Origin of the sequence: Mesorhizobium sp. M4B.F.Ca.ET.143.01.1.1, assembly GCF_004792275.1 — a bacterium.
GTDB classification, from domain to species: Bacteria; Pseudomonadota; Alphaproteobacteria; order Rhizobiales; family Rhizobiaceae; genus Mesorhizobium; species Mesorhizobium abyssinicae.
Genome location: NZ_SRSR01000009.1, coordinates 49648 through 62192 on the forward strand (window position 1 = coordinate 49648; position 12545 = coordinate 62192).

Genomic DNA, 12545 nt, shown 5'->3' on the forward strand with positions numbered 1-12545 from the left:
GTCGAATTCGGCAACGGCGTATCGCGTTGCACAAATGGCATCAAGCGGAGATTGGGGGCGAAGAAGATGCAAATCGGTTGAAGAGTTAGCTAATCTCCCCCCTTGTGGGGGAGATGCCCGGCAGGGCAGAGGGGGGCGCGAAGGATCACGGCACCTGGGATGATCCGAGCTGCCATTTCATCCGGCCCTCAATGGGCTGAAACGCTGGCGGGACAGCGCCCCCCTCTGGCCTGCCGGCCATCTCCCCCACAAAGGAAGAGAACGCCTCTCACCCCGCCGTGTAGCCGCCGTCGATGGCAAAGACGCCGCCGCTGGTCCAGGCAGCCTCGTCGCTGGCGAGATGGACGGCGATGCCGGCAAGGTCGCCGGTGCGGCCGATACGCCCGAGCGGATAGCTGCGCTCGACATGGGCCTTCAACTCGTCTTGCGCGGCGGCCGGCAGGTTTTCGATCGACTTGCGCCGCATTGCGGTGTCGATCGTGCCCGGCGCGATCGCATTGACCCTTATGCCGCGCGGTCCGAGCTCGAAGGCGAGCGACTTGGTCAGCGAGTTCAGCGCGCCCTTGGAGAGCGAATAGAGGCTCGACGGCCGGTTCGGGATCATCTTGTTGGCGAAGTAGGAGGAGATGTTGATGATCGAGGCACCGGCGCCGAAATGCGGCAACAGCCGCTGCGTCAGGAAGAACGCCGCCGTCACGTTGAGCGCGAAGGAATGCTGGAACTGCGCCTCGCTGACCGTCTCGAACGACACGAGATAGGCGACGCCGGCATTGTTGACGAGAATATCAAGCAGTTGGCCGGATGCTTTCACCCGGGCAACCGTCGCATCGATGCCGGCGCCGGTCGCGAGATCGGCCGATAGCGTTTCGACCGCCGCGCCACCCTTCGCCTCGCTTGCCAGCGCGTCGCGCGCCGTCGCCAGCTTGCCGGCATCGCGGCCGACGATCAGCACATCGGCGCCTTCGCGCAAAAAGGCCTCCGCTATCGCCAGGCCGATCCCGTCCGATCCGCCCGTCACCAGCGCCCGCTTGCCGTGAAGTCGCATGGGATCCTCCGTCATTGCGCGACGAGTGCAGCGCTGACGGGCAAGCGCGGTCAAGCCGAAGGCCTATCGTACAGTATGAACTTCGGCTGGCGGAGGCAGTCTGCGCTTAACCGCCGGCCGGGACAGGCTCCCGCATGGCCAGCCTCGCCGCGACATAGCTCTTCACCTGTCGGATCGCCTGTTCGCGCGACACGCTTCCAGGCTGCAGGCCGAGCCGCAGCCATAGCCCGTCGATCAGCGCCGTGACGCCAAGCGCGATCTCCTCGGCGTCCTCAGGCAAGGCAAGGGCGCTGAGACCGGACAAGAGATTGGAGCGCATGCGCCCATGCAGCACCTTCTGGATTCGCGCCAGCTTCGCGTCGCGCGGCACCTCGGCGCAGAGCGACAGCCAGGCATAGCAGAGCGATGGCTGGAACAGGTGCGGTTCGAAATTGCCGTCGATGATGGCATCCACCCGCTGCATCGGCGTCTGCGCGTGCCGCAGCCGCGCCACCACGGCCTTGCGCAGGACGAGGTTCGATTCGCGCATCGCATGCTCGAAGAGTTCCTGCTTGCTGCTGAAATAGTGCAGCACGATGCCCTTCGAGGCGCCTGCCTGCGCGGCGACCTTCTCGATTGTGGCGCCGGCAATGCCTTCGCGTTGAAGCACGGCAAAGGCCGCCTGCCGCAGCTCCGTGCGGCGTATGTCGCTGAGACGCTTGAGTTTCAAGGGCGAATTCCGTGCATCGAGAATCGAGGTTGACATTTTCGTCCACCGAGATCAAGAATTGACCAGTGGGACAATATACAAGCCAAGTGGTCAACAAATCGCGAATGAGGAGAACCGAAATGCATCGCTTGATAGGGGCAGGCGCCGCGCTCTGCGTGCTGGCGCTCTCGACGCAACCGGGCCTTGCGGCCGAGTCCAAGGAATGCAGCGCTGTTCGCATGGCCGAACCCGGCTGGAACGATCTCGCCTTCACCACGGGGATCGCCAACGTCCTGCTTCAAGCGCTCGGCTATCAGCCGCAGAGCCAGGTGCTCGGCATCAACGTCATCTACGAGGGCATGAAGAACAACGATCTCGACCTGTTCCTGGGCTACTGGGATCCCGCGATGGTCACCTATTACGAGCCTTACAAGAAGGATGGTTCGGTCGAGAATGTGCGCGTCAATCTCGAGGGCGCCAAATACACCTTCGCGGTGCCCACCTATGTCTGGGAGGCCGGTGTCAAGGACTTCTCGGACCTGCACAAGTTCGCCGACAAGTTCGGTAAGAAGATGTACGGCATCGAGCCCGGATCCAACCAGTTGATGATGGACGCCATAGCCGACCCGTCGCTGGACCTCGGCGGCTGGCAGGTCGTGGAGTCGAGCGAAGCCGGCATGCTTTCGGAGGTCGGCTACGAGATCAAGGAAAAGCAGTTCATCGTCTTCCAGGGCTGGGCGCCGCATCCGATGAACACCATGTACGACTTCAAGTATCTGACCGGCGGCGACAAGTTCTATGGGCCCAACTTCGGCGCAGCGACGGTGACGACGCAGGTCCGCAAGGGCTACCTCCAGCAATGTCCGAATGTCGCGCAGCTGTTGAAGAATCTCGCCTTCGATGTCGATTTCGAGAATGTCGGCATGGGCTATCTGATCAATGACGGCATGAAGCCCGAAGAGGCTGGACTGAAGGCGATCACGCTCAACAAGGATCGCCTCGACGCCTGGCTCGCCGGCGTGACCACCTTCGAGGGCAAGCCTGGTCTTGCCGCCGTCAAGGAAAAGCTCGGCCTGTGAGCCCTGCGGCGCTCGCCCCTTGGCCGGAACAGGAAGCCTGGGCCAGCCGCAAGCGGGTCATCGACCTCGACGGCCTCGAAATGGCCTATGTCGAGTTCGCCGGATCGGAACCGGCGCTGCTGTTGGTGCACGGCTTCACCGACACCAGCCGCAGCTTCTCGCTTCTGGCGCCGCACCTTGCCGGCCGCCGATTGATCATTCCCGACCTGCGCGGCCATGGCGCCTCGCTGGCAGGAAGAGGCTATGGCATCGGCGACTTCGCCAGCGATCTCGCGGGGTTGGTCCACAGCTTGCGGCTGGAGCGGCCGGTTGTGATCGGCCATTCGCTGGGCGCCATGATCGCGCTCGAGCTGGCTGCACGGCAGCCGGAACTCATCGACGGGCTGGTGCTTCTGGCCGGCACTCTGAAGCCCGATCTGGCAGTGGACCATCCAATGGCTGCAGGCGTGCGGGAATTGCGCGATCCGATATCGCCGGCGGACCCGTTTTATGCCTGGTGGCATGCCTGTCAGCCCGGCGTGCCGCAGGCTTTTCTCGCCGCCGCCGCCAAGGAGGCGTCGGCGATGCCGGCGTCACGCTGGCGCGCGATCCTGGACGAAATACGCGCAACGGACCTCACCGCCGCCGCCCGCAACTTACGTGTCGCGGCACTTGTCATCGGCGGCGGGCGCGATCCGATCTTCGACGCAACCCATCAGCGACGGCTGGCTGAGGAAATTCCCGCCGCGAAGCTCATGGACGCGCCCCATTGCGGGCACAATCCGCACTGGGAAGATCCGGCGCTGGTCGCGGCCGCCATCTCCGATTACGTCCAGACGCGGACCGAAAACGGGCAAAGCCGCATGGGCGGAGCCGTTTCGAGGCGAGGGCGCTCATGAACCTGGCGCAATACATGGCATCGGACGCCGTCGCCCTGGCCGGCCACGTCCGCTCCGGCGAACTGTCCCCCGTCGAAATCGCCGAAGCCGCGATCGAAGCGATCGAATTGCTCAACCCGGCGATCAACGCGGTGACGCTGATCGATGCGGAGCGCGCGCTTGCCGCCGCTGCGAACTGCGATGCGAAGGCCGCGCTGGCCGGTGTCCCGTTCCTGGTCAAGGACACCGGCGTCCATGTGCGGGAGTGGCCGACCACCCACGCGTCACTCTATTTCAGGGATGCCGCGCCGAAACCCGACAGCGAAATCGTCTGGCGCTGGCGGACCGCCGGCTTGACCTTGCTCGGCAAGACCAACACGCCGGAATTCGCCAATGACTTCGTCACCGAGCCCGTTGTTCACGGCCCGACCTTGAACCCGTGGGACCTGTCGGTGACGGCGGGCGGTTCGAGCGGCGGCGCGGCGGCCGCGGTGGCAAGCGGCATGGTGCCGGTTGCCCACGGTTCCGACATCGGCGGCTCGATCCGGGTGCCGGCGGCCTGTTGCGGCGTGTTCGGCATGAAGCCGTCGCGAGGCCTCAATCCCGTCGGCCCCTATCGCGATCAGGTCGGCGCCGGACTTTTCGTCGAGAACGTTCTTTCCCGAACCGTTCGTGACACTGCCGCAATGCTCGACATCACTGTCGGCCCCGAACCGGGCGCGCCATGCTTCGTGTCGAGAACGGTGCCCTCTTATCTGGATTGGCTGTCGTCGCCGCCCGAGCGCATGCGCATTGCCTGCGTGGCGCATCGGCCGGATGGCGCGCCGGTGGCGGCGGAGATCGAGGAGAAGTTCCGGCAAGCCATGGCGCTGCTGGAAGAGATGGGGCACGAGGTGATTGAGGCCCGCTTTCCGCCGGAGGCCGATGGCGGCGCCGAATGGAGCATTTTCTGGATGTCGGAGGTCGCGTTGCTCGTCGACGAGCGGGCCAACGATATCGGCCGCATGCCACTGCCCGGCGAAATCGAAGCGCTGAGCTTGCATGCGCTGGACCGTTTCCGCCGCTCCTCGGCCGCCGACTATTTGAAGGCGCAGGCCCGACAGCATCGGGCATCGCTGGCGATGGCAAGGACGTTCGACGGGTTCGACCTGATCATGACGCCGGCGACAGCCGACTTGCCGCGCCTGATTGGCGCTGTCCGTGGCGATGACGCCGCGTTCGATTATGCAGCATGGGTGGATCGGGCCTACGGCTTCGCGCCGTTCACGGAAATCTTCAACGTGACCGGACAACCTGCCGCCAGCCTCCCGCTTTTCCTGTCCGAAGGCGGCCTGCCGATCGGCATTCAGCTTGCCGGTCGGCCCAACGAGGACCATAGGCTGCTTGGAATTTCCTACGCGCTGGAACAGGCAACCGGTTGGAGCAAGCGTCGTCCGCCCGTCCAGGCCAGGCTTGCCGCGCTCGCCATCGAGTTGGGCGGCACCTGCCCCCGGAATGGAGCGATTACCGCAAGGCTAGCCGAGTAGCGATCGCGATGTCGGCGAGAGCCGCAATGTTTCCGTCGGCCTGGTTTGGTCTGTCCGCTGCTTGCCGAGAAGCGCCTGCCATGCCGGCAAGGCGGCGAGGGCGGTTTGCGACCGCCGGCGCGCGTCTTCGTCGTCGAAGCCGCTGACGCCGAGAAAGACGTTTTCGCCCGATCGCACCGGCAGGCGCGGGAAGCTGTTTTCCGCATGCTCGCTGATGAAGGCGCCAAGCAGGCGCACGCCGTTCGCCGCGAGCAGCGGGGCGGCATCCGTTTCGAAACGCTCGGCGTAGTCGGCTTCGGCGCCCGGATGCAAATGATGAATCTGAATCTCAACAATGCCAGGCAAGCACCTCTTATCGCTTCGGTTTTCGACCCCGTCGCAAGCTGGCCGTCGCACCCTCGACAGGTCGAACCCGGCGCCCGGCCATGCCGGCTTCAGCAGCAGCACGTCGTCGGAATCGATCATCGTCGCATTGGCGGCCTCCTTGTGCGCGGCCCACACCGGGCCGCCATAGAAGGCCGTCAGCGCCTCCTTTCGCGCCGCCATGTCCGCGAAGCCGCGCATCCACACGAACATGTCCGGACGGTCGAGGTCGTGGAACTGGCCGATGATGGTCATGCCCGCCGCCTCCTGGCTTTCGATGAACGCGCGCTCGAAGAGGTCGATCAGCTTTTCGCGCCGTCCGGGATTCAGCGTGTACTGCCTCAGTTCCACGATCGGTGACGCAAGGCGTGCAGAGGTTTCGTTTCGAGCAAGGTCCATTGTCGACTCCAAAACAGGGTGATCGTCCTGTTTTGTAAAACAGACCGGTTGTCCTGTTTTGTCAATCTGCTATTTCTCTCTTCCTTCTCCCTCTGCGGGGAGAGGTGGATTGGCGCGCAGCGCCAAGACGGATGAGGGTGCCGGACGGATCGCCGTCCTTGCCAGGCTGGAATACTTCATCCGCCTTCACTTGGTTCAGGCACCTTCTCTCCCAAGGGAAGATGGAGGAGATGGCGATGCGCCAAAAACGCACCAACGACCCGGAAGGCATGCGCCGGCGCGTGCTCGATGTGGCGGAGGAATCCTTCCAGGCGCGGGGCTATCATGCCTCCAGTCTCGGCGACCTGATGGCGGCGGCGGGCGTCACCGGCGGCGCGCTGCATCACCATTTCCCGACCAAGAAGGCGCTGGCGCTGGCGGTGATCGAGGAGCGGGTGGCCGCCGCCGTCGATCAGACCTGGATCGCGCCGGTGCGCGCCGCATCCTCGGCGCGCGAAGGCGTCCGCGCCGTGTTCGAGGCGGTGGCGGCGGAACTGGAACGGCAAGGTTTTGTGCGCGGCTGTCCGCTCAACAACCTCGCGCATGAACTGTCGCTCGCCGACCCGGACTTCCGCATCGCGCTGGCCGGCATTTTTGCCGGCTGGCGGCTGGCGATCGCCGATAAGCTGCGGGTCGACCGGCAAGTAGGCCGGGACGAGGGCACGGACCCCGAGCGCTATGCCGCGCTGGCGGTCGCCGCCTATTCGGGCGCCATGTCGATGGCCAAGACGGCGCAGGATGCGGGTCTGCTGCGGGATTGCCTGGCGGGGTTGGAGCAGGGCGCCCCGTCCTCACAGAACGGATTGGCAGCGAGGCGGCGCCGCAGGGTGCTGCCGCGACCGAGAACCCTTTGATGTCGGCCCGCCAGCGCTTCCGGCCGTCAGGCGCTACTGCGGCAGCGGCTTGATCGTCTCGTAGCCGACCACGCTCTCCGAATTCGTTCCCTCGTCATAGCGCCGGGCCAGCGATGCGCCGAGATCCGGCGCGTAGAGCGCGGTGAACGTGTCCAGCGTCTCGCCGGCCTGGTTCTTGATCGTCTCCTTGACCGCCAGCACATTGTATTTGCAGCCGCCGAGGCTGAACGTCTCCTTGCCCTTCACCGCCAGTTCCAGCGTCTTTGTGCCTTTCGGCTGCTTCTTCGGCGACAGCTCGACGAACTGCGTCGTGCTCTTCGCGCCAGCTTTGAGCGGAAACAGCTTTTTCAGGTCGCCAAGCGGGATCATCGCCAGATGGCCCGTCGTGCTGTCGCGGAACACCTCGATCAGCCCGGCATAGAGATACTGCGTCTGCGGCGATTCCGACTGGTATGTGTTGGCGACCGAAACCATGCCGCCGGCCGCCGGCCGGAACTCGCTGCGGACGCCCGGCATCTCCAGCACGAAGCCGGTCTTGGCGGTCATGGCATCGACGCATTCGGCGCCATGCGCGGTGCCCGCCGTGGCAAGCAGGGCCATGCCGATCGTTGCGGCTTTCATCGAATCTTCCTCTTCCCGCTCAAGTTGAAGGCGCAAGACTGCCAGACCCATACCGCCATGTCGATGCTTGGCGGGTCGGGGAGGGAACTGGACGGCCGGGCGCCGCCTGTGCTGAATCTCGGCCATGATGAATCGCAGCCGAACCCATTCGATCTCCCGTCGCGCTGTCCTGGCGCGGATGGCGGGATTTGCGGCGGCCGGCGCTTTTGGTCGCCAGGCATACGGCCAGACCGGAAAGCGCATCCAGCCGATCGACGCCACCTTCCTGTTCATCGCCGATATCCATGCCTGCCGCATGGCGAGCGGGCTGAGCCCCAACTGCCTGCAGGAGGGCAAGACCGATGCCGCGCTGCTGCGCAGCGTCGCCGCGCTGAACGGCATCGCGGACAAGCAATGGCCGGCCGAGATCGGCGGTGTCGCCACCGGCCTGCGTTCGGCCGGCAGCCGCATCGGCACGCCGCTTGGCCTGGTCACCGGCGGCGACATCACCGACGACGGCGGCGGCCAGGTCACCGAGCCCAGCGAGGGCACGCAGCTGCTGCAGTTCAGCCAGCGCTACCAGCAGGGCATCGGCCCAGACCGCGTCCACATGCCCGTCTATGTCGGGCTCGGCAACCACGACCTCGACCAGAACGGCTCGCCGCCGCATGTCGACTGGTACCGCCGCGAATTGCGCGACTATGTCGAGGTCAACCATCGCGCCGGCGTGTTCTTCAAGCCGCCGGTGCCGGCGACCGACTATGACGTCGACACCGACTGCTATTCCTGGGATTGGGGCGGCCTGCATCTCGTCCAGACGCACCGCTTCGCCGGCGACACCGGCCATGGAGCGCCGAGCAGCCTGCCATGGCTGAAGCAGGACCTGGCTACCTATGCCGGCGACGGCCGCCCGGTCGTCCTGTTCCAGCACTATGGCTGGGACATCTTTTCGACGGAGCGCTGGGATCCGGCCAAGCGGACCTATGACGACGGCGGCACCGGCGCACCGCATTGGTGGGGCGAGGCGGATCGCCAGGCGCTGCTGGCGGCCCTCAAGGGCTACAACGTCATCGCAATCTTCCACGGCCATCAGCACGAGGTGCCGATGATCTACCGCCGCGACGGGCTCGACCTGTTCAAGCCGGAGGCCGCCTATATGGGCGGCTTCGCGCTGGCGCGAGTGACCGGCGACAGCATGGACGTGGTGCTCGGCGAAGCGGCCGGCGACCATGGCGAGGTTGTCTTCACCAACGCGTTCACGAAGGCGCTTCAGGCATGACCGCGAAGGCCTGCCAAATCACATCGCCTTTTTGATCACGGCTTTCATGTCGCCGCAGGCCTTCTGCACCTTGCCCGTAGCCTTGTCCGCGATGCCCCTGATTTGCATCGGACGGTTTCCGGTGGCCTTGCCAACCGTCTGCCGGATCGAGCCTTTGATCTGCTTGGCCAGGCCCGCAATCTGGTCGATGTTCACCATCTCCGCATCTCCCGGAGATCCAATCGCGAGAGAAACGGGCTGATGTGCCTCCCGGTTCCGCACAGTCGAAGCGAGCCGCGCGAAGGCGCTGGATGGCAATATCGTCAGCGAAACGCTTTGCCGCTTCGCCGCGCGCCACTAAGGTGGCGGGAAAACAGGGGAACCGCCTTGGCTGAATTCACGCTCTTCATCGGCAACAAATGTTTCTCCTCCTGGTCGCTCAGGCCTTGGGTGGCGATGCGGCATCTGGAGATCCCGTTCGAGGAGAGTTTTGTGCGCCTGCGCACGCCGGAGACCTTTGCCAATCTGGCCAAGGTGTCGCCGACCGGCCTGGTGCCGGTGTTGAATCACAATGGCAGGATCGTCTGGGAAACCCTTGCGATCCTTGAATATCTGGCCGACCTTTATCCCGAGAAAAAGCTCTGGCCGGACGATCTCGGCGCCCGCGCCCTGGCGCGCTCGGTGGCGACCGAGATGCATTCCGGCTTTCGCGAGGTCCGCTATGGCTGGCCGATGAACCTGCGCCGGCCGAAGAGCCACAAGCCGCTCGATCCCGAGGGCGAGGTCCAGCGGGCTCGCATCGAGGCGATCTGGCGGCAATGCCGCGCCGAATACGGCAAGGGCGGCCCGTTCCTGTTCGGCCATTTCACCGCGGCCGATGCCATGTACGCTCCGATCATCACCCGCTTCGACACCTATGGCGGGGAACTCGCGCCCGATACGCGGGCCTATGTCGACGCCGTGCTGTCGACACCGGCGATGCGGCATTGGTACGCGGAGGCGGCGAAGGAACCGTGGCCGGAGCCCGGTCCTCACGAACAGGACTGACCACTAGGAGGGCCTCCGACAGGCTCAAGGCGATCCTCGACGGCCGGGGCGGTTTCGGCATGGGCTTTCAGCCTCGGCAACGACATATCGGGTGAAGAAAATTGACCACCATCCCGGTTCGGCATAATACGTAACCAAATGGATACGTATTATGCCGCAAGCTGATCCTGACCGCTCCGTTTTCCGCGCTATCGCCGACCCGACGCGCCGCGCCATCCTCGACCGCTTGCGGCTGGGTCCGGCGCCGGTCAACGAACTGGCCGCGGCCTTTTCGCAGAGCCGGCCGGCGATCTCCAAGCACCTGCGCATCCTGCGCGAGCTCAACGTCGTCTCCGAGCAGAAGTACGGCCGCGAGCGGCTCTATCGGCTGGAACCGGCCGAACTGAAGGACGTCGCCGACTGGATCCTGCCCTACCGCGACTTCTGGCAGGCGAGCCTCGGCAATCTGAAATCCTATCTGGAGCAAGAGTGATGGCGGGCAACGACAGACCACGCGCGATCGCCGACGTGTCGGCTGGCACCATCCTGGCCACGGTGACGATCGCCGTGCCGCCGGAGCGGGTGTTCCGCGCGATCACCGCCGCGGACCAGATCCCGCTCTGGTGGGGTGCGGACGACATGTACCGCACCACGAAGCACACCGCCGACGTCCGGCCGGGCGGCGCCTGGCGCTCCGAAGGCAAGGGCGCCGACGGCCGTGATTTCCACGTCCAGGGCGAATATGTCGAGGTCGAGCCGCCGCACCGCCTGGTGATGACCTGGAGGGCGCCGTGGGACGGCGACCAGGTGACGACCGTCACCTACACGCTGGAGCCGGTGGAGACCGGAACGCGGCTGACGCTGCGCCACGAGGGTTTTGGCGCGCGCCACGACTCCTGCCGCGACCATGGCTTCGGCTGGGAGCGGGTGCTGGGCTGGCTCGGTCAGTTCCTCGCCGCCGAGGCAGGCATCAAGCCGTCCGGCGTGTTCCATTGCCGGCTGATCCCGCCGCGCCCGGATTTCGCCTTCACCCTGACTGAGGAGGAGCGGGCACTGATGGGCCGCCATGCCGACTATCTGCGGACCCAGCTTCGCGAGGGGAGAATGATGATCGCTGGCCCGGTCGCCGACCCGACCGGGCCCTGGGGCCTGTGCATCCTTCGCGTCGGCACCGAAGCCGAGGCGAGGGCGGTGACCGATGCCGATCCGGTTGTGCGGTCGGGCCGCGGCTTCCGCTACGAGGTGCTGCCGATGATGAGCGTGATCATGTGAGCGCCATAAAAGAACGCCCCTCGCGCGGTTTATTGCGTGGGGGCGTCCTTTTGCCGTCCGAAAACTTGAGATTGCTCTCATGAACCGACGACATCACCATAACGGCTGACCTCGGCATCGGTTCCACAGCCGGCGAAGAAAAATTGCAGCCTCTGTCAGCGCGACTGTGCGGCACCCGGGCGCAAGGCTGGCCTTTTCCGTTTCCGCGGCGCCGATCTGTGCTAGGACCGGCTGGGATTCGTCGATCGACGCGCAGTGCCGCGCGACCCCATGCTCACGGCAAGGAAAGACATGGCCATCAAATTCTCCGCCAAGGCTCCATCCGCGTCTCCGCCTGCAGCCAAGCCGGCCAAGCCGGCCGCCGCGCCGAAGGCCGATAAGCCGGCCGCGACCGACCTGTTCGACGGGTCGGCGGAAACGCCGCCTCGCAAGACCAAAAAGAAGAAATAGCGCTTTGCCGCACGAGGCCGATCACGAAGATTCGAACTGGCCATCCGGCTTTGCCAGCGGCCTCGGCTGGACAGGTGTCGCTGAAGGCGTCGTCTTTGATTGCCAGAGCTGCGGCGCCTGCTGTTCCTACTCGGCCGAATGGCCGCGTTTCTCGACGGAAGACGACGCGCAGCTCGATCGCATCCCGGAGAAATTCGTGTCGGCCGACCTGTCCGGCATGCGCTGCGAGGGCGTGCGCTGTTCCGCGCTCTCCGGCGAGATCGGCAAGCACACGGCCTGCGGCATCTATGAGCTCCGCCCCGATGTCTGCCGCGCCTGCATGCCCGGCGGCGACGACTGCCTGATGGCGCGTGCCGCGCATGGGCTGCCGCTAGTTCGTCTCCCCCCTTGCGGGGGAGATTAGCTCGCGCCCGCTTGCCCCGCCTCAAGCGGCCCGATACCTTCCGCGCCGGGCAGGGGCTGCGGAGGATCTATGAGCATCGAATTCCTGTTGACGACGCTGATCGTCGTCGCCTCGCCGGGCACCGGCGTTCTCTACACGCTCAGCGCCGGCCTTTCGCGCGGCGCTCGCGCATCGATCATTGCCGCCTTCGGTTGCACGCTGGGCATCATCCCGCATATGGCGGCCGCCATCACTGGCCTCGCCGCGGTGCTGCACACCAGCGCTGTCGCCTTCGAGACGCTGAAATATCTGGGCGTCGCCTATCTGCTTTACATGGCCTGGAACACGCTGAAGGAGAAGGGCGGCCTCAGCGTCGACGAGAACGTCGCGCCGCGCTCGGCCGGCAAGGTGATCACGTCCGGCATCCTGATCAACATCCTCAATCCGAAGCTGTCGATCTTCTTCTTTGCCTTCCTGCCGCAATTCGTCAGCACCACCGAACCGAACGCGTTTTCGAAGATGCTGGAGCTCTCCGGCGTCTTCATGCTCGTCACCTTCTTCGTCTTCGCCGGCTACGGCATCTTCGCGGCCTCGATCCGCAGCCATGTCGTGTCGCGGCCGAAGGTGCTGACCTGGATGCGCCGCACCTTCGCCGGCGCTTTCGTCATGCTCGGCGCCAAGCTGGCGCTGACGGACCGGTAGCGCCA

16 protein-coding genes are annotated in these 12545 nt (G+C 65.3%); 11 read left to right on the forward strand and 5 right to left on the reverse strand.

Annotated features, from left to right (window positions below; translation table 11 throughout):
* Window positions 1-268 precede the first annotated feature (268 nt).
* Entirely contained in the window at window positions 269-1045 is a 777-nt protein-coding gene (locus EN786_RS22050; RefSeq protein WP_127309764.1) for an SDR family oxidoreductase, read from the reverse strand.
* Between the two features lie 106 nt (window positions 1046-1151).
* Entirely contained in the window at window positions 1152-1790 is a 639-nt protein-coding gene (gene betI, locus EN786_RS22055; RefSeq protein ID WP_127309763.1) for a transcriptional regulator BetI, read from the reverse strand.
* An 83-nt stretch (window positions 1791-1873) separates the two neighbouring features.
* Between betI and choX the strand changes: the two genes are divergently transcribed.
* Genes choX through EN786_RS22070 form a run of 3 tightly spaced genes read left to right on the forward strand, consistent with a single transcriptional unit; the run spans window position 1874 to window position 5195 of the window.
* A complete protein-coding gene (choX, locus tag EN786_RS22060; protein WP_127284182.1) occupies window positions 1874-2812 on the forward strand; it encodes a choline ABC transporter substrate-binding protein in 939 nt (312 codons plus the stop codon).
* A complete protein-coding gene (locus EN786_RS22065) occupies window positions 2809-3690 on the forward strand; it encodes an alpha/beta hydrolase (protein ID WP_245478207.1) in 882 nt (293 codons plus the stop codon). Before choX ends, EN786_RS22065 begins: the two co-directional genes overlap by 4 nt.
* Window positions 3687-5195, forward strand: a complete 1509-nt coding sequence (locus tag EN786_RS22070) for an amidase (RefSeq protein WP_127284181.1) — start codon at window positions 3687-3689, stop codon at window positions 5193-5195. Before EN786_RS22065 ends, EN786_RS22070 begins: the two co-directional genes overlap by 4 nt.
* On the opposite strand, the gene EN786_RS22075 is transcribed toward EN786_RS22070, so the two are convergent.
* Complete coding sequence (locus EN786_RS22075) at window positions 5184-5957, reverse strand: NIPSNAP family protein (protein ID WP_127284180.1); 774 nt, start codon at window positions 5955-5957, stop codon at window positions 5184-5186. The two genes, EN786_RS22070 and EN786_RS22075, sit on opposite strands and share 12 nt — an antisense overlap.
* A 236-nt stretch (window positions 5958-6193) precedes the next feature.
* On the opposite strand from EN786_RS22075, the gene EN786_RS22080 reads away from it, so the two are divergent.
* The gene (locus tag EN786_RS22080; RefSeq protein ID WP_245494514.1) at window positions 6194-6850 is read left to right on the forward strand and encodes a TetR/AcrR family transcriptional regulator; all 657 of its coding nucleotides are present in this window, start codon (window positions 6194-6196) and stop codon (window positions 6848-6850) included.
* Between the two features lie 33 nt (window positions 6851-6883).
* On the opposite strand, the gene EN786_RS22085 is transcribed toward EN786_RS22080, so the two are convergent.
* On the reverse strand, window positions 6884-7471 hold the full coding sequence (locus tag EN786_RS22085; protein WP_127284178.1) for a hypothetical protein: 588 nt from the start codon (window positions 7469-7471) through the stop codon (window positions 6884-6886).
* 124 nt (window positions 7472-7595) lie between these two features.
* On the opposite strand from EN786_RS22085, the gene EN786_RS22090 reads away from it, so the two are divergent.
* The gene (locus EN786_RS22090; RefSeq protein ID WP_127284177.1) at window positions 7596-8729 is read left to right on the forward strand and encodes a metallophosphoesterase; all 1134 of its coding nucleotides are present in this window, start codon (window positions 7596-7598) and stop codon (window positions 8727-8729) included.
* Between the two features lie 18 nt (window positions 8730-8747).
* On the opposite strand, the gene EN786_RS22095 is transcribed toward EN786_RS22090, so the two are convergent.
* Window positions 8748-8927, reverse strand: a complete 180-nt coding sequence (locus EN786_RS22095; protein WP_127284176.1) for a CsbD family protein — start codon at window positions 8925-8927, stop codon at window positions 8748-8750.
* A gap of 168 nt (window positions 8928-9095) precedes the next feature.
* Between EN786_RS22095 and EN786_RS22100 the strand changes: the two genes are divergently transcribed.
* From EN786_RS22100 to EN786_RS22120, 6 genes are all read left to right on the forward strand, one after another.
* On the forward strand, window positions 9096-9755 hold the full coding sequence (locus tag EN786_RS22100) for a glutathione S-transferase family protein (RefSeq protein ID WP_127284175.1): 660 nt from the start codon (window positions 9096-9098) through the stop codon (window positions 9753-9755).
* 151 nt (window positions 9756-9906) lie between these two features.
* Window positions 9907-10227 carry a metalloregulator ArsR/SmtB family transcription factor gene (locus EN786_RS22105; protein WP_127284174.1) on the forward strand — a complete coding sequence of 107 codons (321 nt, stop codon included), beginning with the start codon at window positions 9907-9909 and terminating at the stop codon, window positions 10225-10227.
* The gene (locus EN786_RS22110) at window positions 10227-11006 is read left to right on the forward strand and encodes an SRPBCC domain-containing protein (protein WP_127309760.1); all 780 of its coding nucleotides are present in this window, start codon (window positions 10227-10229) and stop codon (window positions 11004-11006) included. The genes EN786_RS22105 and EN786_RS22110 overlap by 1 nt, the downstream gene beginning before the upstream one ends.
* A 291-nt stretch (window positions 11007-11297) precedes the next feature.
* Entirely contained in the window at window positions 11298-11456 is a 159-nt protein-coding gene (locus tag EN786_RS37775; RefSeq protein WP_187331455.1) for a hypothetical protein, read from the forward strand.
* A gap of 4 nt (window positions 11457-11460) precedes the next feature.
* Window positions 11461-11859 (forward strand): YkgJ family cysteine cluster protein, encoded by a 399-nt coding sequence (locus tag EN786_RS22115; RefSeq protein ID WP_127284172.1) that lies wholly within the window; start codon window positions 11461-11463, stop codon window positions 11857-11859.
* Between the two features lie 69 nt (window positions 11860-11928).
* Window positions 11929-12540: a LysE family translocator gene (locus tag EN786_RS22120; RefSeq protein ID WP_127284171.1), complete on the forward strand. Its 612-nt coding sequence runs from the start codon at window positions 11929-11931 to the stop codon at window positions 12538-12540.
* The last annotated feature ends 5 nt before the right edge of the window (window positions 12541-12545 follow it).

What these genes read in the sequence shown, in the direction of transcription:
- choX (WP_127284182.1), top strand. Translation starts at nt 1,874, where the DNA reads ATGCATCGCTTGATAGGGGCAGGCGCCGCGCTCTGCGTGCTGGCGCTC.
- EN786_RS22080 (WP_245494514.1), top strand. Translation starts at nt 6,194, where the DNA reads ATGCGCCAAAAACGCACCAACGACCCGGAAGGCATGCGCCGGCGCGTG.
- EN786_RS22105 (WP_127284174.1), top strand. Translation starts at nt 9,907, where the DNA reads ATGCCGCAAGCTGATCCTGACCGCTCCGTTTTCCGCGCTATCGCCGAC.
- EN786_RS22085 (WP_127284178.1), bottom strand. Translation starts at nt 7,471, where the DNA reads ATGAAAGCCGCAACGATCGGCATGGCCCTGCTTGCCACGGCGGGCACC.
- EN786_RS22075 (WP_127284180.1), bottom strand. Translation starts at nt 5,957, where the DNA reads ATGGACCTTGCTCGAAACGAAACCTCTGCACGCCTTGCGTCACCGATC.
- EN786_RS22070 (WP_127284181.1), top strand. Translation starts at nt 3,687, where the DNA reads ATGAACCTGGCGCAATACATGGCATCGGACGCCGTCGCCCTGGCCGGC.
- EN786_RS22120 (WP_127284171.1), top strand. Translation starts at nt 11,929, where the DNA reads ATGAGCATCGAATTCCTGTTGACGACGCTGATCGTCGTCGCCTCGCCG.
- EN786_RS22095 (WP_127284176.1), bottom strand. Translation starts at nt 8,927, where the DNA reads ATGGTGAACATCGACCAGATTGCGGGCCTGGCCAAGCAGATCAAAGGC.
- EN786_RS22110 (WP_127309760.1), top strand. Translation starts at nt 10,227, where the DNA reads ATGGCGGGCAACGACAGACCACGCGCGATCGCCGACGTGTCGGCTGGC.
- EN786_RS22050 (WP_127309764.1), bottom strand. Translation starts at nt 1,045, where the DNA reads ATGCGACTTCACGGCAAGCGGGCGCTGGTGACGGGCGGATCGGACGGG.
- EN786_RS37775 (WP_187331455.1), top strand. Translation starts at nt 11,298, where the DNA reads ATGGCCATCAAATTCTCCGCCAAGGCTCCATCCGCGTCTCCGCCTGCA.
- betI (WP_127309763.1), bottom strand. Translation starts at nt 1,790, where the DNA reads ATGTCAACCTCGATTCTCGATGCACGGAATTCGCCCTTGAAACTCAAG.
- EN786_RS22090 (WP_127284177.1), top strand. Translation starts at nt 7,596, where the DNA reads ATGATGAATCGCAGCCGAACCCATTCGATCTCCCGTCGCGCTGTCCTG.